The 23,213-nt window shown below is 75.7% G+C and carries 3 protein-coding genes; all 3 read right to left on the reverse strand.

Translation table 11 applies throughout. The features are described from left to right. Positions 1–4: 4 nt before the first annotated feature. Positions 5–1,744 (reverse strand): potassium-transporting ATPase subunit KdpB, encoded by a 1,740-nt coding sequence (kdpB, locus tag OG823_RS08195; RefSeq protein ID WP_371478757.1) that lies wholly within the window; start codon positions 1,742–1,744, stop codon positions 5–7. 91 nt (positions 1,745–1,835) lie between these two features. Then, the gene (fabD, locus tag OG823_RS08200) at positions 1,836–5,111 is read right to left on the reverse strand and encodes an ACP S-malonyltransferase (protein ID WP_371478759.1); all 3,276 of its coding nucleotides are present in this window, start codon (positions 5,109–5,111) and stop codon (positions 1,836–1,838) included. Then, complete coding sequence (locus tag OG823_RS08205) at positions 5,108–23,185, reverse strand: amino acid adenylation domain-containing protein (protein ID WP_371478761.1); 18,078 nt, start codon at positions 23,183–23,185, stop codon at positions 5,108–5,110. Before OG823_RS08205 ends, fabD begins: the two co-directional genes overlap by 4 nt. Between the last annotated feature and the right edge of the window lie 28 nt (positions 23,186–23,213).

Below are 23,213 nucleotides of genomic sequence, written 5' to 3' on the forward strand. Positions count from 1 at the left end.
CGTTTCAGCTCAGGCCGGGGACGAACTGGATGATCAGGTCGATCGCCTTGATCCCGATGAACGGCACCACCAGACCGCCGAGCCCGTACACCCCGAGGTTGCGACGCAGCAGCGCACCGGCGTCGGACGGGCGGTACTTCACGCCGCGCAGGGCGAGCGGGACGAGGCCCACGATGACGAGCGCGTTGAAGACGACCGCCGAGGTGATGGCGGAGGTCGGGCTGTGCAACTGCATGATGTTCAGCCGGCCCAGGCCCGGGTGGACCGCCGCGAACATCGCCGGGATGATCGCGAAGTACTTCGCGACGTCGTTGGCGATCGATAAGGTGGTCAACGCACCTCGGGTGATGAGGAGTTGCTTGCCGATCTGGACGATCTCGATCAGCTTGGTGGGGTCGGAGTCCAGGTCGACCATGTTGCCGGCCTCCTTGGCCGCCATGGTGCCGGTGTTCATCGCCACTCCGACGTCGGCCTGGGCGAGCGCCGGAGCGTCGTTGGTGCCGTCACCGGTCATCGCGACCAGCTTGCCGCCGGCCTGCTCCTGCTTGATCAGGGCCATCTTGTCCTCGGGCGTCGCCTCGGCCAGGAAGTCGTCGACGCCGGCCTCCCGCGCGATCGCCCGGGCCGTCAGCGGGTTGTCGCCCGTGATCATGACGGTCCTGATGCCCATCCGGCGCAACTCCTCGAAGCGCTCCCGCAGGCCCTCCTTGACGACGTCCTTGAGGTGGATGACGCCCAGCGCCCTCGGGGCCGCGTCACCGGTTCTGGAGGCGACGAGCAGCGGGGTGCCGCCGGCGGCGGAGATGCCGTCGACCAACTCCGTGACGTCCCGGCCGACCGTGCCGCCGTGCTCGGTGACCCAGCCGGCGACCGATCCCGCCGCGCCCTTGCGCACCGAGTGGACGCCACCGGTGCGCCCCGCCCCGCCACCCGTGGACGGGGCACTCGCCCCCGCATCCCGCGACTCGTCGAGGTCGACGCCGGACATCCGCGTCCGGGCGCTGAACCGCACCCAGGTGGCGTGCGCCAACTCGCCCCGGGCGCGGGCCCGCAGGCCGTACCCGGTCTTGGCGAGGACGACGATCGAACGGCCCTCGGGCGTCTCGTCGGCGAGCGAGGAGAGCTGGGCGGCGTCCGCCAGTTCCTCGACGGTGACACCGGCGGCGGGCCGGAACGCGGCCGCCCGGCGGTTTCCGAGGGTGATCGTGCCGGTCTTGTCCAGCAACAGCGTGTCGACGTCGCCGGCCGCCTCGACGGCCCGTCCCGACATCGCCAGGACGTTGCGCTGCACCAGGCGGTCCATGCCGGCGATGCCGATCGCGGAGAGCAGCGCGCCGATGGTGGTCGGGATCAGCGCGACGATCAGCGCGACCAGGACGACCGTCGGCTGCGGGGCGCCGGCGAAGGTCGCCATCGGCTGCAGGGTCACCACGGCGATCAGGAAGACCACGGTGAGCGCGGCCAGCAGGATGGTGAGCGCGATCTCGTTCGGGGTCTTCTGCCGGGCGGCGCCCTCGACCAGGGCGATCATCCGGTCGATGAAGGACTTGCCGGGCTCGGAGGCGATCCGGACGACGATCCGGTCCGAGAGCACCTTGGTGCCACCGGTCACCGCACTGCGGTCGCCGCCCGACTCCCGGATCACCGGCGCGGACTCGCCGGTGATCGCCGACTCGTCCACGGAGGCCACGCCCTGGACGACGTCGCCGTCCCCCGGGACGATCTGCCCGGCCTCGACCACCACGTGGTCGCGAGGACGTGAGCGCGGGCCGCCCGCCCGGACGACGACGGCGCACCGCGGGGCCGGTGGGGGCCCCGCGGTGCGCCGTCCCCGCTCAGCCGAAGGAGCGCAGGCGGGTGGTGAGGTGCGCCGCCGCACCCTCCATCAGGGTGTCGGCGACGGCCTCGACCGTACGGGCCCGCCAGGAGTGCAGGGCGGTGCCGGCGACCACCTGGTTGAACGCGCCCATCGAGGGACCGCAGTGGACCAGGTAGTCGACCCTGGAGTTCCGGTCACCGGTCACCGCGAGACGGAAACCCCGCTCGAAGTATCCGCGGAACACGGCCGCCAGCTCCGCCTTGGGGTCGGCGCCGGGCGCCGCTCCCCGGACGGCTTCGCCGCCCAGGAAGCGGTCGAGCACCTGGGTCCTGGTGTCCTCGTCGAGCTCGGCCAGCGAGGTGTGCCGGCGCCACAGCTCGTGCAGCCGGGAGGCCCTGGCCGGGAAGAACAGACCGCGCTTGAGGTAGCGGGCCCGCACCCCGAACTCGAACATGTCGCCCCAGGGGGCGGTGTCCACGTCGAACTCGCGGGCCTCCTGCAGGAGGTCCTTCACCTCGGCGCTGGTGGCCGCCTCCACCGTGCACTGGTTGACCGACCCGGTCAGCACGAAGTCGGCGCCGAGCAGGAACGCGGCGGCGGCGGCCTCCGGCGTGCCGATCCCGCCGGCGCAGCCGACGTGCACCCGGTGGCCGGGCAGCGCCGCACCGTCCCGCAGGCGGAGCACGGCCGGCAGCAGGGTCAGCAGGTCGGCCGTGCTGCTCAGCCAGCCGCCGTCGGCCTCCACGCACAGGTCGTCGGCCATCGGCCGCCCGGCCGCGGCACGGGCCTCCTCCGCGGTGACCTCGCCCGCTTCGAGCAGCCGCGCGACCAGTCGCTCCGGTGGAGGCGCGAGGAACTCGGCGGCGACGTCCGTCCTGGACACCTTCGCGATGATCCGGCCGCCCTTCAACCGGAACCGCACCAGCGCCGGGGTGAGCAGCGGGAAGCCGGAGGCCTCGACCAGGTCCACTCCGTGCCGGAGCAGCAGATCCACCAGGGCGGACTCCTGCTCCGGGGCGCCGTGCCGGTAGAGCAGGTTCGCGCCGAAGGCGCCGCCCAGGCCCAGATCGCCGACCAGGCCGCGCAGCTGCTGCTCCACCTCGTCGAGTGCGAGACCGGCGGTCCCGAGGAAGCCGAGCAGTCCGGCCTTGGCGGCCGAGCGCAGCAGCTCCCGCCCGGAGACGCCGCCGTACAGCGAACCGACCAGGTAGGCGCGCCGCAGCCCGTACCGCTCACGGAAGCCGGCGGCACCGAGGCCGTCCGCGTCGATCGACGCCTCGCGCGGGGCGGACCCGAGGAGCACCGGGGCAGCGGCCGCGGGCTCCGGGCGCACGGCGGGCTCCGCGGCGCGTCCCGTGCCGGCCGGCACGGCGGGCACGGCGGCGAGGGCCGGCACGGCGGGCACGGGACGCGGTGCGGGAGCCGGGAGCGGTTCGGCGGCCGCCCTGATCCGGGCGACCAGCTTGGTGAGCACCTGGCCGGGGCCGAGCTCGGTGAACTCGAAGTCGCCGTGCCCCATCAGCCGGCGCACGGTCTCGGTCCAGCGGACCGGCGACGCGATCTGCGCCGTCAGGGTCTCCTTGACCGCGTCGGCCGCGTACGGCAGGGCGTCCACGTTGGCCAGCACCGGGACGGCCGGCGGACGCAGCGTGAAGCCCTCCAGGAAGCCGGCGAACTCCTGCGCCGTACCGCGCATGTAGCGGGAGTGGAACGGCGCGCTGACGTTGAGCCGCACCGCCCTGGCCTCGGCGGCCTCGAAGGCGGTGCAGGCGGCGTCGATCTGGTCGGCGGGGCCGGACAGCACGAACTGGTCCAGGGCGTTGTGGTTGGCCAGGTCGAGGCCGTCGAGACCGGCCTCGGCGAGGACCCGGGTGACGGTCGCCTCGTCGGTGCCGACCACCGCCGCCATCGCACCGCCGTCGGCCGCGGCCATCAGCTCGCCGCGCCGCTGCACCAGCCGGAGCCCGGTCTCGAAGTCGAAGACCCCGGCGGCGAACAGCGCCACGTACTCGCCGAGGCTGTGGCCGATCAGGTAGTCGGCCGGCTCCGGGTCCTGGGCGAGCCGGTCCAGGTAGGACAGGGCGCTGACCACGTAGAGCGCGGGCTGGGTGAACTGGGTGCGGCCGAGCCGGCGCTCCGGGTCGAGGACGCAGAGCTCCTCGATCGAGTAGCCGAGCACGCGGTCCGCGACCGCGGTCTGCTCGGGGAACCGCTCGAACAGCGCCTTGCCCATCCCCCGCTGCTGGGAGCCCTGCCCCGGGAAACCGTAGACCTTCATGCCGTGTGCCTTCCTTGGTGTCTTCGGTGCGGCGAGCGTCCTGGCTCTGGCCAGCAGCCCCGGGTCGTGCCCGAACGGGCTGAGCAGAGCCAGGGATTCGGAACGCGTCCCCGCCGGGAGGTTGTTGCGCACGAAGTTGTGGAGGGTGCCCGAGGGGCCGAGGTCCAGGTAGAGGAACTCGCCCCGGTCCCGCATCCCGGCCATCGTGCGCTCGAACTCGATCGGCCGGCGGGCGACCTGCCAGAAGTGCTCCGCGCTGGCCCGCTCGACCAACCGGCCGTCCACGCAGGACACCCAGGGGATCCTCGGCGGCCCGAACTCCACGCCCTCCAGGGCGTCCCGGCACTCGACGAGCACGTGGTCCATCAGACCGGAGTGGTAGCCGTACTCGACCGGTACCCGCTGGTACAGCACGTCGGCGGCGCGCAGCCCCGTCTCGGCCGCGGCCAGCGCCTCCTCCGTACCGGCCACCACGAAGTGGCCCGGGTAGTTGCGGGCCGCGATCTCGCATCCGCGCAGCGCAGGCACCCGATCCAGCACCTCCGGCCCGGCGAGCACGGCGAGCATGCCGCCGCGCGGGCCGGCCCGCAGGCCGGCGGCCTGCCGGACCAGCAGTCGCAGGCAGTCGGCCGGGTCGATGCTGCCCGAGACGGCGGCCGCCGCGTACTCGCCGAGGCTGGAGCCCAGCAGGTAGTCGGGCTCGATACCGGCCGCCCGCAGGGTCTCCGCCAGGGCGAGTTCGATCATGACGATCGCCGGGTGGGTGATCCCGGTGTCGGTGAAGGGGTCGTTCTTCCGCTTGGCCGGGTCGAACATCCGGCCGAGCACCGACTCGCCGAGGGCCTCGGCGACCACCGTGTCGTGCCGCAGCAGCGCGGCCCGGAAGACCTCGTCCTCGTCGAAGAGCTCCTTGCCCATCCGGTAGTACTGCGAGCCCTGCCCGGAGAACATGAAGACCACGGGCAGGGTCCCGGTGGGAGCCGGACCGCTCGGCGCACCGCTGCCCGCGCTCATCGCTGACTCTCCCAGAACAGGCCCGTGACGGGCACCGCGACCGGCGCCGTGACGGGCGCCTGCGGCGTGACGGGCTGCGCGGTGACGGGCCGGGGCGGGACGGGCACCGGCCCGGCCGGCGCGGCCGCGCTCCCCCGGATGACGACCCGGCGGTTCAGCGCCGGCTGCGGCAGCGGCGCCCGGGTGCCCCGGTGACCGGCCGGTGCGGGGGCGACCAGCAGGTGCGCGTTGGTGCCGCCGTCGGCGAAGCAGTTCAGCGCGGCGAGCGGGGCCGGCGCCGGCCAGGGCAGCGGCTCCCTCGGGAAGTACAGCGGCGAGGCGGCCAGGTCGAAGTGCGCCGGCGGCTGCTGCCCGGAGCCGAACGGCACCTGCTCGCGGTGGTGCAGCATCAGGACCACCTTGATGAAGGCGGCGATCCCCTCCGCCGCCAGCGGGTGGCCGATGTTCGGCTTGACCGAGCCGAGCGCCACCGGCTGCGCCGAACCGCGCCGGTAGACCGCCTCCACCGCCTTGAGTTCGAGCAGGTCGGTGACGGTCGAGCCGGAGCCGTTGGCCTCCACCCAGCCGATGTCCTGCGGCAGGTGGCCGCTGCGCGCCAGCGCCTCGACCATCACGTCCTTCTGCGCCTGGAGGTTCGGCGTGGCCGGACCGGCCGTCCGGCCGTCGTTGTTGATCGCGATGCCCTTGAGCACCGCGAGCACCTGGTCCCCGTCGGCCTGCGCCCTGGCCAGCGGCTTCAGGACGACGACGCCGACCCCCTCACCGAGCACCAGGCCGGCCGCCCTGCGGTCGAACACGTGGAACTCGGCGCCCGGGTTGAGCAGTCCGCGGCGGCCGAAGACCTGGTGGGCCCGGTCGTCCGCGAGCAGGCTCACCCCCGCGACCACGGCCGTCTCGATGTCACCCGTGCGCAGTGCCTGGGTGGCCATGTCCATCGCCACCAGGGCGGAGGAGCAGGCGGTGTCGACCACCACGCTCGGGCCGCGGAAGTCGAAGAACTGCGAGACGTTGGCGGAGAGGTAGTTCTGACCGGTGACCACCACCGGGTTCTTCGCCTGCTCCAGCAGCGCGGCGTCCGGTGTGTGGGTGGCCCGGCCGCCCACGTAGACGCCGATCCGGCGGCCCTTGAGCTCGGCCGGCCGGTAACCGGCGTGGTGGACGGCGCTGTTCACCTCCTCCAGCAGCAGCAGCGCCTGCGGGTCCATGGCCGCCACGTCCGACTCGGCGAGCAGGAAGGACTCCGGGTCGAAGCGGAGCACCTCGGCGAGCAGACCCGCGTGGTAGCCGGTCGGACGGCCGAAGCGCTGCTCGGGGATCGGGCGCAGCGCGGACCGGCCCTGCCGCAGCAACTGCCAGTACTCGTCCGCGGATCCGGCCTCGGGGAAGCGGCAGGAGAGGCCGACCACCGCGATGTCGGCGCTGGTGCGGGCCGGCTCCGCCGCGGGCGGTGCAGCGGGAGCGGCGGCGGCCGGGACGGCGTCGGTGGCCCAGGACCAGCCGGCCCCCGGGGTGGCCGGGGCCGGAGCCGGAGCCGGAGCCGGAGCCGGGGCCGGAGCCGGGGCCGGCGCAGGGGCCCCGGTGGGCACCGCCGCCGGCGCGGGGGACGCCACCGGGACGGCCGCGGGGGCCGCCGCCTCGGCGCCGCCGGTGCCCCCGCCGCCGAAGGCGGCGAGCAGCTCCTGCGGGTGCTCCTCGGCGAGGTACGCCGCGAAGGCGTCGGTGGTCGGGTGCTCCAGCAGCGCCGAGGGATCGACGGAGACGTCGAGCCGCTTGGCGACGGTCTGGACCAGCTGGGAGACCATGATCGAGTCGATGCCGTAGTCCTGCACCGGCACATCACCGGCCAGCTTGGCCCGGTCGAAGCGCAGTTCCGCCGCGAGGCGGTCCAGCAGCCAGGAGGACGCCGCGTCGACCGCGCCCCCGACCGCCCGGGGTGCGACGGCGACCGGCTCCGGGGCGGCCTGCGCGACCGGGGCCGCCTCCAGGCGACGCGCCGTCAGCCGCTCGGGACGCCAGTCGGCGTCCGGCCGCACCAGCGCCGGCAGCACCACCCGGGCCCCGCTCGCCAGCGCCCGCTCCAGCAGGGCGAGCCCCTGCTCGTCCGAGAGCGTGGCCAGCCCGGAGGCCTGGTAGGCGCCGCTGCGCGCCTCCCCCATCCCGGTGTCCTTCCAGCTCGGCCACTGCACGCTGACCAGCGGCAGCCCGTGCGGACGGGCCTCGGCGACCGCGTCCAGGTAGGCGTTGGCCAGGGCGTAGTCGCTCTGGCCGACCGCGAGCGCCGGGACGGCGGCGGCGACCGAGGAGTAGAGCACGAAGAGGCTCAGCGGCTCGTCCCGGAAGCACTCGACCAGCGCGTCCAGCCCGAAGACCTTCGGCCCGATCACCCGGGCGATGCCGGCCTGCGGCTTGCGCACGAACGCGGGGTTCTCGAAGTCGGTGAAGCCGGCGCTGTGGATCAGCCCGCCGGTCGGGCCGAGCCGCAGCCTGACGTCGGCCAGCGTCTTGGCGAGCGCCTCCGGCTCCTCCAGGGAGACCGCGAGGACCTCCAGTTCCACCCCCTGCCCGACCAGTTCGGCGAGCGGGCGGAGCTTGCGGCCGAGCGGGCCGTCGGCGGCGATGTGCGCGGCCCAGTCCGCCCGGGGCGGCAGCTCCTCGCGGCCGGTGAGGACCAGCTTGCGGACGCCGTGGCGGGCCACGAAGTGCCGGGCCGTCAGCAGCCCGATCCCCCTGGTCCCGCCGGTCACCCAGAGCACGTGTCCGGCCGGGAAGCGCGGCGCCCCGCCCGCGCCGTCCGGCAGTTCGCGCAGCTCCGCACGGAGCCGCCGGCCGTCGCGGTAGGCGATCTCGGCCGGGTCGCCCTCGTCGGCGAGCTCGTCGGCCACCCAGCGGCAGAGCTGCTCGTCCGAGGCCGGCCGTCCGACGTCCACGTGTCGCGAGCGCAGGTGGCGGTACTCGCTCTGGAGCATCCGGTACAGGCCGACGCGGGCCGCGCCGCCGAGGGAGGGCACGCCGTCGGCGCTCGCCGCCTCGGTGCCGCGTGAGACCAGCAGGGCACAGAGCTCGCGCCGGCCGCGGTCGACCAGGTGCTGGAGCCAGCTCAGCCAGGTGGGCAGCAGGGCGTGCGCGGGCGCCAGGGCCGGGTCGGCGCAGCCGGCCAGGTCGACCACCGCGTCGAAGCGGTCCCAGCGGGTGCCCTCGTCGGCGAGTTCGGCGGCGAGCTGCTCGGCGCCGAGCAGTTCGGCGGCGGGCAGCAGGGCGGCCAGCCGGGCGGCCAGCGCCTCGGTGCCGGGCACCGTCAGGACGGCGGTGCGGCCGGGCAGGGCGGTACGGCCGGCGGGCTCGGCGGCGGCCCAGCCCCTGGTCAGCAGCAGTCCTTCGGCGGTCCGGTCGGTACGCCCGGGGGCCGTCAGCGCGGCCAGCTCGGCATCCGCCGCGGCGAGCCAGATCCGGTCGCCGTCGAAGGGGTAGCCGGGCAGCGGCACCCGGCCGGGCGCGGCCCCGGGGTGCAGGGCCGCCCAGTCCACCTGGCGGCCGGTGACCCAGGCGGCGCCGTACGCGTCGGGGTCCGCCGGCAGCGGGTCGCCGGTGAGCGGCCTGCGCGGGTCGGCGACGCCGGTCCAGCTGCCGGCCGGCACGCCGCCCGCGGCGGCCTCCTCCAGCAGCGCGGCCAGCTCGGGGAGGCCGTGGAAGCGCACCGCGAGCCGGTGGGCCATCGCCTCGCGCCCCGACTGAAGCGTCCGGGCGACCTGCTGCGGCGTCCAGTCGGCGCCCTCGGCGCGCAGGTGTGCGGCGAGCCGCCGGGCCTGCCCGGCCAGCCGGCCGGCGTCCCGGGCGGAGAGCACGGCCAGCTGCGGGCCGGCCGCCGGGGCCGGGGCCTGCGCCGCATCCTCGCCGATGTACTCCTGAAGGATGATGTGCGCGTTGGTGCCGCCCGCGCCGAAGGAGCTCACTCCGGCGGTCCTCGGCCGCACCGTGCCGTCGGCGAGGACCCGGCGCACCCACGGTGCCAGCTCGCGCTGGACCTCGAACGGGGTCGCGGTGAAGTCGATGTTCGGGTTGAGCCGCTCCGCGTGCAGCGAGGGGGCCAGCTCGCCGTGCCGCAGCTGGAGCAGCACCTTGGTGATCGCCGCGATGCCGGCCGCCGACTCGGCGTGCCCGATGTTGGACTTGACCGAGCCGATCGGCAGCCGCTCGGGCACGTCGCCCTTGAACGCCCGCAGCATGCCGGTGACCTCCACCGGGTCGCCGAGCGCGGTGCCGGTGCCGTGCGCCTCCAGGTAGTCCAGGTCGTCGGGGCGCAGGCCGCCGCGCTCCAGCGCGGCCCGCACCAGGTCGCCCTGGGCGTGCGGGTTGGGCACGCTGTACCCGGCGCCCGCGCCGCCGTGGTTGACCGCGGAGGCCTTGACCACCGCCAGGATCCGGTCGCCGTCGGCGAGCGCCGCGTCGAGGCGCTTGAGCAGCACCGCGCCGGAGCCCTCGGCCGGGACGTAGCCGGTGCCGCCCTCACCGAAGCTGCGGCAGCGGCCGTCCTCGGCGAGGAAGCCGCGCTGGGCGAGCTGGAGGAACTTCACGGGGTGGCTGGAGATGTTGACGCCGCCGGCCACCGCGACCTCGCAGTCGCCGTTGCGGATGGCCAGGCACGCCTGGTGGATGGTGACCAGCGAGGAGGAACACATGGTGTCCAGGGCGACGCTGGGCCCGGTGAAGTTGAAGAAGTACGAGGTGCGGTTGGCCACCGAGGCGTAGGACGAGGAGGTGGCGAAGCCCTCCCCGCGCAGCGCCTCCTGCACGCCGTACAGCTGGTAGTGGCCGTACATCATGCCGACGAAGACGCCGGTGCGGGAGCCGCGCAGCTGCTCGCGGGTGTAGCCCGCGTCCTCCAGCAGGTGCCAGACGGTCTCCAGGAACACCCGCTCCTGGGGGTCCGTGTGCTCGGCCTCGATCTGCGACATCCGGAAGAACAGCGGGTCGAAGCGGTCGGCGCCGCGGACGAAACCGCCCCACTTGCCGTAGGTCTTGCCGAAGACGGACTTGTCCGGGTCGTGGAAGAAGCCGTGGTCCCAGCGGTCGCCGGGGATCTCCTCCACGCTGTCCCGGCCGGCCCGCAGGTTGCGCCAGAACTCGTCCACGTCGTCGGCCTGCGGGTAGCGGCCGGCCACGCCGATGATCGCGATGTCCGCGCCGCCGGCCGGCTCGGACGGGGCGCTCGCGGCCGGCGCGACGGCGGGCGCGGGCAGCGGCGCCACCGCGGCGACGACGGGCGCGGGCACCGCCGAGGCGGCGGCGACGGCGGGCGCGGGCTCCACCGGGGAGGCGGCGGTGAGGACGTCCGGGTGGTCGGCGGCCAGGTGGTCCGCCAGTTCGCCGACCGTCACGTACTCGAAGAGCAGGGTCTTCGAGAGCGGGCCGAAGGTCTCCTCCAGCCGCCGGATCAGGCTCATGGTGATCAGCGAGTCCACGCCGTACTGGTCGAAGGACTCCGTCACGGTGATCTCCGCCTCGGGGAGCTTGAGCTCCTCGGCGAGCAGCCCGAGCACCAGCCGCTCGGCCCGCGCCCGCGCGCCGGCCGGGGCCGGGGCGGTGGCCGGGCCGGTGCCCGGCGACCCGGCGGCGGCCGGTGAACCGGCGGCCGCCGGGGTGGCGGCGACGCGGGCGGACGGGCCGTCCAGCGCGGCCAGCACCCGGACCGGGTCGCCCGGGGTGAGCAGCAGCCGTGGCGCGGCGATGGCCAGCGCGCGCTCCAGCGCGTCCAGCGCCGGGGCGGTGCGCAGCGGACGCATGCCGAGCACCCGGCCCATGTACTCCTCGGCGGCGGCGTCGATCCGCATGCCGCCGTCCGCCCAGACCGGCCAGGCCGCGGCGAGGGTGCGCCCGCGCCGCCGGCCCGCCAGGCGCTGCTCCTCCCGGCGCTCGGCGAAGTGGTCGAGGAAGGCGTTGGCGAAGGCGTAGTCGCTCTGGCCGACGTTCCCGAACACCGCCGCGGCGGAGGAGAGGACGACGAAGTAGTCCAGCGCGTCGTCCCTGGTCGCTTCGTCCAGCAGGACCGTCCCGTGCACCTTGGCGGCCAGCACCGCGTCCGCGTCCGCCCGCTCCTTGCGCTGCAGCAGGCCGTCCCGCAGGACACCCGCGGCGTGCACGACGCCGGCGACCGAGCCGTACGCCCGACGGGCCCCGTCGACCAGGTCGCGGACCCCGGCGGGGTCCGCGACGTCGGCGAGCACCACCGTGGCGCCCAGGGCCTCGATCCGGGCCCGCAGCCCGGGAGCCGGCTCGCTCCGGGCGGCGAGCACGATCGCGCCCCGCGACTGCCCGGCGGCGCGCCGGGCGGCGGCGATGTGCTCGGCGATCAGCAGGCCGAGCGCACCGGTGCCGCCGGTGATCAGATGGGCCCCCGGGCCCGCGAACGCGGAGCCGTCGGCGGCCGGCAGGACGGCCCGGCGCCAGGCGCGGCGGCTCCGGCCGGTGGCGTCGATCCGCACCTCGGGCTCGCCCTCGGCACCGAGTTCGGCGAGCACCGCCTCCCCGACCCGGCCGGCCGCGACGGCCAGCACGCCGAAGTCCACCGAGGGGTGTTCCAGGCGCACCGTGCGGGCGAGGCCCGCCATCGCGGGGTGGGCCGGCGCGCCGGCCGGCCCGTCGGGGCCGTCCTCCCGGTGGACGTAGAGGTAGCGCAGTGCGCCGCGCCGCTCCCGCTGCCAGGCCTGCAGGAAGGCGACCGCGGTGTGGAAGCCGTGCTCCAGCGCGGCCTCGGGGCCGGCGTCCTCGGCGGCCAGGTGCACCAGGTGCACCGGGCCGTCGGGGACGGCGCGGACCGCCGCGTCGGCGTCGAGGCCGGGGCCCGCCGCGATCCGCCGGTTGACCACGCCGGCCGCCGTCAGCACCGCGCCCACCTCGGCCCCCCGGGATCCGGCATCCACCAGCAGGACGGTGCCGGCCGGCTCGCGGCGGGTGAGCGGGGCCGGCCGCCAGACCGGTTCGAAGCCGGCCACCGCGTCCGCCGCGGGCCCGGTGGGCACCGCCCGGAGGGTGAAGGCGTCGATCGAGGCGACCACCTCGCCGGCCGCGTCGAGCAGCGCCACGTCGAAGCAGAGCATGCCGGCCGGGGCCGGGCGCGCCGACGGCGTCGCGTAGGCGTGCACCCGCTCCGGCAGCGCCTCGTACAGCCGCACCGAGCCCAGCGAGAACGGCAGGTAGGGCACCGGGCTTCCCGGGTCGCCCGCGCCCGGCGCGAGCCGGCCCGCCGTCTGCAGGGCCGCGTCCAGCAGCGAGGGGTGGAAGACGTACGCGTCCGCGTCCGTCCGCAGGGCCTCGGGCAGCCGCAACGTCGCCAGCACCTCCCGCTCGCCCTCGGCGATCTCCTCGATCACCCGCAGGCTCGGTCCGTAGGCGAAGCCCAGCCGGGTGAAGGCCTGGTAGCAGCTCTCACCGGTGTGCACCCGGGTGCCGCGGGCCCGCACGCCCGCCAGGTCGACCCGGGCCGGGCGCCCCTCGGGCTCGCCGAACACCAGGGTGCCGTGGGCGTGCACCGGGGCGCCGTCCCCGGCGGTCCGCACCTCGAAGGAGGCGCCGGAGCGGTCGCCGGTCACCCGCACGACCAGGGGGTGGCCGCCCTCGGCGGGCAGCCGGACGGGCGCGGCCCAGACCAGGCCGTCGACCCCGCGCACCGGCGCTCCGGCGGCGGCCAGCTCGCCGGCCAGCCGGCCCATCTCCAGGTACGCCACGCCGGGCAGCACCAACGCGCCGCCGACCACGTGGTCCTTCAGGAAGAACTCGGCGCCGGTGAGCCTCTTGGCGAAGACCTGCTCACCGAACGTCGAGACGTTGGCGTCCAGCAGGGTCGGGTGCAGGCGGTCGGCGGACGACGCCGGGGCGGGCGCGGGGGCCGGGGCGGGCACGGCGTCCACCCAGTGCCTGGTCCGGGCGAACGGGTAGGCGGGCAGGTGCACCCGGCGGCGCGCCGCTCCCCGGTGCAGGACCGGCCAGTCCACCTCGGCGCCGGTCAGCCACTCGGCCGCCAGGTCGCCCAGGGCGCCGCCCGCCTCGGCCGCGCGCGGGGTGGCGCGCCGCTCGGCCCGCCCGGTGCGCACCGCCGACGGGCGGCCGGCCAGGTGCTCGGCCAGCTCGGTGCGGAGCGCGGTGGCGCTGTCGGCGATCACGGCCAGCCGGTGGGCCATCGGCTCGCGGCCCACCTGCAGGGTGTACGCGAGGTCACCCGGCGGCACGTCCTCGGCCGCCAGGTGGTCGGCGAGCCGCTGGGCGGAGCGCCGCAGCGCCTCCTCGTCGCGGGCGGACAGCACGAACAACTGCTCGGCCGTCCGCTCCTCGCGGGTGTCCTGCACGGTTGGTTCCTCCAGCACGATGTGCGCGTTGGCCCCGCCGAAGCCGAAGGAGCTGACCCCGCCGCGGCGCGGCAGTTCGCCGCCGGCGCCGTCGCCGGGGCGCGGCCAGGGCCGGGCGGTGGCGGCGACCTCGAACGGGCCGCCGTCGAGCTCCAGGTACGGGTTCTGCTCGCGGAAGTGCAGGCTGGCCGGGATGGTGGCGTGCCGCAGCGCCAGCACCACCTTGAACAGCCCGGCGATGCCCGCGGCGGCCTCCAGGTGGCCGATGTTGGTCTTGACCGAGCCGATGGCGCAGCCCGGTCCGGCCGCCGTGCCGCGCTCCTCGCGCAGCCGGCGGAAGGCCGTGCTCAGGCCGGTGGTCTCGATCGGATCGCCCAGCGCGGTGCCGGTGCCGTGCGCCTCGATGTAGCCGACGCTCTCCAGCGGGACGTCGGCGGCGCGGTAGGCCTCGACCAGCAGGTCGGCCTGGGCGTCCGGGTTGGGGGCGGTGAGCGAGGTGGTCCGGCCGCCGTGGTTGATGGCGACCGCCTTGATGACCGCGTGCACGGCGTCGCCGTCGCGGGTGGCCCGGTCGTTTGGCTTGAGCAGCACCGCGCCCGCGCCCTCGCCCCGGACGTAGCCGTCGGCCCGGCTGTCGAAGGCCTTGCAGCGGCCGTCGGGGCTGAGCATCTCGCCCCGGCTCAGCGCCTCGTACACGGTCGGCGAGAGGATCAGGCTGACCCCGCCCGCGATCGCCAGGTCGCAGGTGCCGTCGCGGAGCGCGGCGGCGGCCTGGTGGACGGCGGTCAGCGAGCCGGAGCAGGCGGTGTCGACCGCGATGCTGGGGCCGCGCAGGTCCAGCAGGTAGGAGATCCGGTTCGGGACGATCGAGAGCGCCGCGCCGGTGATGGTGTGGCCCTCGGTGCCGCGGCCGGCGGCCCGCTGGACCTCCAGGTAGTCGGAGTTGGTGACCGCGACGAACACGCCGACGCGCTTGCCCGCCAGGTCGGACGGCCGGTAGCCGGCGTCCTCGACGGCCGAGCACACCACCTCCAGCATCAGCCGCTGCTGGGGGTCCATCAGCTCGGCCTCACGCGGGGAGATCCCGAAGAAGGCGGCGTCGAAGCGGTCCACGTCGGGGACGAAACCGCCCCAGCGCGAGCGGGAGCCGCTCTGCTCACGCCAGTCCCAGCGGTCGGCCGGGATCTCCCCCACCAGGTCGTCCCCGGCGGCCAGGTGCGCCCAGAACTCGCCGAGGTCGGCCGAGCCCGGCAGCCGGCCGGCCATGCCGATCACGGCGATGTCGCCCTCACGGCGCCGCGGTGCCTCCTGCGCGGGCGCGGGCTCGGGGGCCGGCGTCCGGTCGGTGGTGCCGAACCGGCCGGCCAGGTCGGCCGCGTGGTGCTCCCACAGGTGCCCGGCCAGCGCGAGCAGGGTGCCCCTCCGGTAGAACAGCGTGGGGTAGACCTCGATGCCGTAGGCCTTGCGCAGCTCGGTGCTGAGCGCGGTGAAGCTCACCGAGTTCATGCCCAGCTCGCCGAGCGGGGTACGCGCGCCGACCTCCTCGACCGGCACGCCGGCCAGGGCGGCGACCATCACGGCCAGCTCGGCGACCAGCGCCTCGGTACGGCCGGCCGGGCCGTCGGGCCCGCCCGGGCGGTCCGCCGCCGCACCGGCCGCGCCCGGGACGCCGAAGCGGGCCCGCAGTTCGGCCGGCGCCAGCGCGGCCAGCGCGGCCCGGTCCACCTTCTCGTTGAGCGTGCGGGGGAAGCCGGTCACCGGGATCAGCGCGTCCGGGAGCATGTGCTCCGGCAGCCAGGCCGCCAGGTGCTCCCGGGTGGGCTCGCCCGCACCCTCGGCGGGCACGTAGCAGGCCACCAGCGAGTGGCCGGCGCCCTGGGAGCGCGCCACCACGACGGCCTCGCGGACGCCGTCCAGCCGGCGCAGGGTCGCCTCGATCTCCTCCAGCTCGACCCGGAAGCCGCGCACCTTGACCTGGGAGTCGATCCGGCCCAGGTACTCGATCCGGCCGTCGGCGAGCCGGCGGACCAGGTCGCCGGTGCGGTACATCCGCGCCTCGGTGCCGGCCCCGGCCGCCGCGGCGAACGGGTCGGGCAGGAACCGCTCGGCGGTCAGCTCGGGGCGCCCGTGGTAGCCCTCGGCGACGCCGTGGCCGCCGATGTACAGCTCCCCGGCGACGCCGGTCGGCACCGGCCTGCGGGCGCTGTCCAGCACGTGCAGCAGGGTGTTGGCGATCGGGGTGCCGATGGTCACCGGCTCGCCCCTGCGCAGCCGGCTCGCGGCCGACCAGATGGTCGTCTCGGTCGGCCCGTAGAGGTTCCAGACCTCCCGGTTGCCGGCCAGCAGCGCCTGGGCGGTGTCGCCGGACAGCGCCTCGCCGCCGCAGAGCACGGTGAGCGCGCGGTCGCCCCGCCACCCGGCGGCGAGCAGCATGCTCCAGGTCGCCGGGGTGGCCTGGACGACGGTGGCCGAGCTGCGCTCGAGCGCCTCCCGCAGGCGCAGGCCGTCCCTGGCGGTCTCGCTCGCCAGCACCTCGACCGTGCCGCCGGTGATCAACGGCAGGTAGAGCTCCAGGCCGGAGATGTCGAAGCAGACCGTGGTCAGCGCCAGCAGGGTGTCCCCCGGCCCGAATCCGGGCTCGCGCGCCATCGACCAGAGGAAGTTGGTGAGCGCCCGGTGCGGGACCCGCACGCCCTTGGGCCGGCCGGTGGAGCCGGAGGTGTAGATCACGTACGCGGTGTCCGAGGGCCCGGCCGGGCCGGGCGAGGGGAGGGCGGGCGGCTGCTCGTCCCGGTCGACGAGCAGCCGGGGCACCGCCCCGTGGCCGCCCCCGACACCGGAGTGGGTGAGCATCAGGTGCAGCCCGGCGTCCTCGGCCATGTAGGCCAGCCGCTGCTCCGGGTAGGACGGGTCGAGCGGGACGTACGCGCCCCCCGCCGCCTGTACGGCGAGCAGGGCCACCGGCAGGTCCCCGTCCCTCGGGAGCAGGACTCCCACGGTGCGGCCCCGGCCGACGCCGGCGGCGCGCAGCCGGGCCGCGAGGGCCTCCACCCGCTCGGCCAGCCGGGCGTACGTCAGCTCCGTGCCCTCGTACCGGACGGCCACCGCCGTCGGCCGGGCCTCGGCCTGCCGGCGGACCAGCTCCCAGACCGTCGTGTCGGCCGGGTAGTCGGCGGCGGCGGGCGGGGCGAGCAGCGCCCGCTCCTGACCGGTCAGCAGCTCCAGCTCGCCGACCGTGGTGGCGGGAGCGCCGACGGCGGCCGTCAGCAGGGTGGCGAAGTGGGCGCCGAGGCGCTCCACCGTGGCGGCGTCGAAGAGGTCGGGGTCGTACTTGAGCGAGTAGCGGCAGCCATCGGCCTGCTCGACCACCTCCAGGGTCAGGTCGAACTCGCCCTCCTGGTGGACGCCCTCCACCGGGCCGAGCACCACGGCGCCCTGCTGCGCGCCGCGGGCCCAGTTCTGGAAGTAGAAGGCCACGTTGAACGGGGCGGCCGAGGCGCCCGGATCCTCCCGGCGCAACTCCTCGGCGAGGGTGATCAGCGGGTACGCGCTGTGCTCCAGCGCGCCGAGGACGGTGCGGTGGACGCGGCGGACCAGGCCGCCGAAGGCCTCCTGGCCGTCGATCCGCTCGGCCAGCACCACCATGTTCATGAAGTAGCCGAGCACGTCGTCGTAGCCGCTCGCCGGACGGCCCGCGGTGGGCGTGCCGACCGCGATGTCGGCCTGGTCGCCGTAGCGGTGCAGCAGCGCGAACCAGCCCGCCAGGACGACGCCGAACAGCGAGGTCTGCTCCGCCGAGGCGAGCGCGCGGGCCTGCTCGACCACCGACGCCGGGAGGTGGCCGTCCACGGTGGCGCCCCGGAAGCCGGGCACCGCCGGGCGCGGACGGTCCAGCGGCAGCGGCACGGCTGCGGGCCGGCCCTTCAGCCGCCCGACCCAGTAGTCGCGCAGGCGACGGCCCTCGGGGCCGGCCAGCAGGTCGCGCTGCCAGGCCGTGAAGTCCCCGTAGCTGCGGGCCGGCCGCTCGGTCGGCAGCGGGCGGCCCTCGCACACCGTGCGGTAGCCGCGCTCCAGCTCGGCCAGCAGCAGGGCGATGGAGACCCCGTCGAAGACCAGGTGGTGGAAGGTCAGCAGCAGCGCGTGCTGCCCGTCGCCCCGGGTGTACAGGGTGGCGCGCAGCAGCGGGCCGCCGGCCAGGTCGAAGGTGCGGCGCAGGTCGACGCGCATCCGCTCGCGCAGGTCGTCCTCCGCCACGGCGGTCAGGAAGACCTGCTGGAACGGCAGCTCGGGCTCGGCCGCGATCCGCAGGCCGGGGCCGTCCTCGCCGGTCACGACGGTGGCCCGCAGCTCCTCGTGCCGGTCCAGGAGGTCCTGGAGGACCACCCGCAGCGCGAGCACGTCGAGGTCCCGGTCCAGGTGCAGGGCGAGCGGGAGGTTGTAGGCGTAGTTGCCGGGGGCGATCTGCTCGATCACCCACAGGGCGCGCTGCCCCTCCGAGAGGGGGTGGGTCGTCTGCTCGGCGTCGGTGCGCGGGCGCAGCACCAGTTCGGCGGCGGCGGCCGCGACGGCGGGGCGCGCCGGGGCGGTGACGGCGGCCGGACCGGTGGCGGCGGGCGCCCCGGGGGTGGATGCGGTGGTCACGGCGGCGGCGGCGCTCTCGGCCACCACGTCGGCGAGCCAGCCGGAGGCCAGGTGCGAGGAGAGCTCGCGCAGGGTCGGGCGCTCGAAGAAGTCGCCGAGCGGGACGGTGACGCCGAAGGCCTCGTCCACCGCGGAGACGATCTTCATTCCGCTGAGCGAGTCGAATCCGTAGTCGGCCAGCGGGCGGTCGGGGTCGATCCGCTCGTCCAGCTTCAGGACCCGCTCGACCAGCTCGCGCAGCCGCTCGCCGACCGTGTCGGCGGCGTCGGCCCGCCCGGCGCCGGCGGCCACCGGCTCGGGGGCGGTGACGCCGGGCGCCGCGCTCAGCACCACGCCGTCGCTCTCCGCGACCAGGACGCTCTGGCCGAGCTCGGCGCCCTCGGCGCCGAGCGTCCTGACCTGGCTGTAGCCCTCCTCGTGGAGGAGCCTGGTCCAGCCCTCGGGCGAGGCCAGCGGCGAGTCGGGCATCCGCAGCTCGCCGTCGTCGAAGAGCCACCAGCCCTCCAGTACGCCGCCGCCGATGGTCAGCAGCGGCCGCACCGTCGTCAGCTCGTTGAGCACCAGCCAGCCGCCGGGCCTGAGCAGGGCCTTGGCCCGGCGCAGGGTGGCCCGCAGGTTCCTGGTGGCGTGCACCACGTTGGTGGCCAGCACGAGGTCGGCCGAGGCCGGGGTGAAGCCCTGCTCGGCGAGTCCGCGCTCCAGGTTGAGCACCTGGAAGCGGGCGAACGGGTAGCGCTCGGCGAACCGCTCGCGCCCGTACTCCAGGAAGCGCGGCGAGATGTCGGTGAAGGTGTAGCCGACCCGGCCGGGGTGCTCGGCGAGCGCCGGCAGCACCCGCTCGCTGGTGGCGCCGGTGCCGGCGCCCAGCTCCACCACCTGGATCGTCCGGTCGGCCGGCAGCTGCGGCAGCCTCAGCTCCACGAAGCGGCGCACGGTCTCGCGGACCAGCAGGTTGAAGGAGTCGGTGAGCGGGTTGCCCTTGTAGAAGTTCTGCACCAGCTTCATCGAGGAGCCGGGGAACATGATCTCGGTGGCGCCCACCTCGCCGCGCAGGATCCGCGGGTACGCCTCCAGGAACAACCGGTTGAGGGTGACCGTCGGCTCGATGTCCGGGTAGAGCGCCGCGAGCCGGTCGAACTCGGCCTCCCAGCGCTCCGCGGCCTCGGCCTGGTCCACCGCGTCCACCACGGCGGTGGTGGTGACCCGCTCGCCGTCCCGGGTCAGGAAGCCGGCGCCGGCCAGGATGTTGAGCAGCGCCTCGTGCAGCCGCTGGAACCGGTCCTGGATGGCGAGGGCGTTGCGCAGCTCCTCGCCGTGGTGCCGCTCGCCCGAGCGCCGGAAGACGCCCATCCGCTGGTAGACACCGAGCAGCACGGCGGCCGAGACGGCCTCCAGCTCCTCGTACCCGGCGAGCACCCGGGCGGCGGCGGGGTCGGTCTCCACGCCGGCCCGCAGGCTCGGGGCGGCGGCCGCCAGGGCGGCCGGGTGGCCGTCGCCGAACACCTCGCCGTCGAGCGCCGGGTCGTGGCCCATCGCCTCCAGCGCGCGGCGGTTGGCACGGATCGGCATCGCCTGCGGCAGACCGCTGCCGAGGATCCGGTGCACGGCGGCGATGCCCTCGGCGGCGCCGAAGCCGGTGATGCCCAGGCCCGCGAAGATCTCCGCCAGGCCGGGCTGGGCGCCGGAGCCGACCATGTTCCAGTAGCCCTGGTTGATCACGGTGACCGGGAACGGCAGCCGCTCGCGCAGGAACAGCGCGTAGGCGTCCTCGGTCGCCGAGGCGCAGATGTAGGCGCCGTTCCCGGCGAAGCTGCCGAAGGATCCGGCGGAGGAGAAGAAGGCCAGGAAGTCCAGCCGCTCGCGGGCGACGGCGCCGGCCAGTGCGACCGCGCCCTCGATCTTCACCCTGGTCGCCGCGGTGAAGGCGGCCTCGTCGAGCTCGGCGAGCGCGTGGTTGTCGAAGACCATCGCCGCGTGCACGACGCCGTGCAGCGCCCCGAACCGGCGGTGTGCCTCGGCCACCGCGGCCGCCAGGTCGTCGGCGGAACAGGCGTCCCCCCGGACGTGCGCGACGTCCCCGCCGTACGCCCGGATCTCCTCGGCCGCGGCCAGGCTCTCGGGGCCCTGCTCACCCCGGCTGAACCAGACCACCCGGGCCCGGTGGCGCCGGGCCAGGTGGACGCTCAGCTCGCGGGCGATCCCGCCGGTCCCGCCGATCAGCAGGTAGACGCCGCCGTCGCGGAAGACCGGGCCGCCCTCGGGCAGCTCCACCCGGCCGAGCCGGCGCAGGTAGCGGACACCGCCGCGCAGCGCCACCGTCCGCCCCGAACCGTCCACCGGCTCGGTCAGGACGGCGTCGGCCAGGGCGCGCACGCCGGCCTCGTCGGTCACCTCGTCGGAGGCGAAGTCGATCGCCACCGCGCGCAGTTCCGGGCGCTCCTTCGGGGCCACCTGGAGCAGGCCGTGCATGCCCGCGGAGAACGGGTTGCGGGCCGCGCTGCCGGCCACCGCGTGCACGTCGCCGGTGACCACGACCACCCGGTCGGCGCCCTCGGCCCGCAGCAGGTGGAACAGCGACAGCGAGCCGTGCCGGACCTGCTCCGCCACCTCGCGCCCGCCGACCCCGTCGGCCACCGGGGCCCCCACCCCACCGAGGTGGAGGACCAGGTCGGCTCCGGCGGCCCGGGCGAGCCAGGCCGGGACGGCCTGCTCGTCCAGCCGGACCAGCTCGACCTGTCCGCCCGGCCGGCGGGCGGCGATCGCCTCGCCGAGCCAGAGCGAGGCCCCGGTCACCAGCGCCACGATCCGCTCGGCGCGCGGCGCCGGCTCGGCGGCCGGGCGCGGCGCGCGCACCCAGAGCGGACGGTAGAAGTCGGGCAGCGCGACCTCGGCCACGGCCGGCGCGACGGCCTGGGCGGCCGGTGCGGACACGGCGGCCGCTGCGACCGCCGGCCGGGGGATCCAGTACCGCCGACGGGCGAAGGAGTACGCGGGCAGCTCGATCCGTCGGGCGGCCGCCGGGGTGATCCGCGACCAGTCGACGCCGGCCCCGATCACCCAGCGCTCGGCCACCGCGGACAGCTCACGCCGGGTCAGCGCCAGCTCCAGCGCGGCGGCCTCGTCCTCGGGGAGCTGCACCCGGGCGCGGGCGGAGCGCCCGGTGCGGGCCCGGTCGTCCGTCTGCGGCCGGTCCGCCGCGTACGCCTCCAGCAGGCCCGCGGCCTCGGCCACCGAGGAGACGGTCAGCGCCAGCCGGAACTCGTACGCCGTCCGGCCCGACTGCAGGGTGTGGGCGACGTCGGCGAGGCGCGGGGCCGGCCCGTCGACCGGGCGGGGACGGGCGTCGGCCACCGCGCGGGCGACCGCTCCGACGCTCTTGGCCGCGAGCACCCCGGCGGGCGGTTCGGTACCGAGCTCCGCCGCCAGCAGTGCCTGGTAGCGGGCGTGTTCGGCCACGCCGAACCCGCAGTCGGCCAGCTCCGTGCCGAGGTCGAGGTCCTGCGGCCGCACACCGAGCGTCTCGGCGGCCAGTCGCAGGCACAGCCGCTGGGCGTCCGCCAGGGCGCCGGGATCCGGCGCGGCCTGCTGCGGTGCGCCCCGGCGCAGGAAGGCCGCGAGCTCCCCCGCGGCGGCCCGCAGCCGGTCCTCGCTCTTGGCGGAGAGCACCAGCAGCTGCTCCTGGCCCTCCTCGACCGGCTCCGGGGCGACGGGCAGGTACTCCTCCACGACGGCGCAGGCGTTGGCCCCGCCGCCGCCGAAGGAGCTGACGACGGCGCGCAGCGGCAGCGGGCCGCTCGCGTCGTCCGCGGCGCCCCGCTCCTGCCTGGTCCACGGCCGGAGGGTCTGCGGCACCTCGAACGGCGTGGTGCTGAAGTCGATCTCCGGGTTGAGCCGCGAGGAGTGCAGCGACGGCGCCACCATCCCGTGCCGGAACTGCAGCAGCACCTTGGTCAGGCCCGCGATGCCGGCCGCCGACTCCAGGTGGCCGATGTTGGACTTCAGCGAACCCACCGGGACGGTCGGCCGCTCGGCCCGGCGCGCCGGGTCGATCCGCCCGCCGAAGGCCTCGACCAGCCCGGCGATCTCGATCGGGTCGCCGAGCGGGGTACCGGTGCCGTGCGCCTCGACGTAGCCGACGGTCTCGGGCGCGACCCCGGCGCGGGTCAGCGCGCCCCGGATCACCTCGGCCTGGGCGGCGGCACTCGGGACGGTGTAACCACCGGTCTTGCCACCGGCGTTGATGCTGGATCCGCGGATCACCCCGAGGATCCGGTCCCCGTCGGCGATCGCGGCGGCGAGCGGCTTGAGCAGCACCGCTCCGACGCCCTCGCCGTCCACGAAGCCGTCCGCGCCCACGCCGAAGCTCTTCAGCCGGTCGTCGTGCGAGATCATCCCGCGCCGGGCCAGCGTGTGCAGGTGCATCGGGTGCAGGATCAGGTTGACCCCGCCGGCGATCGCGGAGGCGCACTCGCCGGTGCGCAGGCTCTCGCAGGCCAGGTGGATCGCGGTGAGCGAGGCCGAACAGGCGGTGTCCACCGCGAGGCTGGGCCCGGTGAAGTCGAAGGTGTACGAGACCCGGTTGGCGATCGACCAGTGGTTGGAGTGCGCGTCGGTCTGCACGCCGAGCGCGCTCGCCTCACCGCCCATCCACTCGTAGTTGCTGTTCATCACGCCGACGAAGACGCCGACCCGGCCCTGGGCGGCCAGTCGGGCCGCCGGGTAGCCGGCGTCGTCCAGGGTCGCCGCCGCGGTCTCCAGGAACAGGCGCTCCTGGGGGTCCATCGCCTCCGCGTCGGCGGGCGAGATCTGGAAGAAGAGCGGATCGAACTTGTCGACGTCGTCGATGAATCCGGCCCACTTGCTGTAGCTCCCGGCGACGCCGGTCGGGTCGTAGTGCGCGTCGGCGTCCCAGCGGTCGGCCGGCACCTCCCGGATGCAGTGCCGTCCCGTGACCAGGTTGTCCCACAGCTGGTCGGTCGTCCCGGCCAGCGGGTAGCGGCCGGCGACGCCGACGATCGCCACGCCGTCGCTCGCCGGGGCCGGGGCGGAGGCCCGGGCCAGCAGGCTCAGCAGCAGCTTTCGCTTGTCGTCCACAGTTGCTCTCTCTCACAGGTCATCGGGT

Source organism: Kitasatospora sp. NBC_00315 (assembly GCF_041435095.1).
Taxonomy (GTDB): Bacteria; Actinomycetota; Actinomycetes; order Streptomycetales; family Streptomycetaceae; genus Kitasatospora.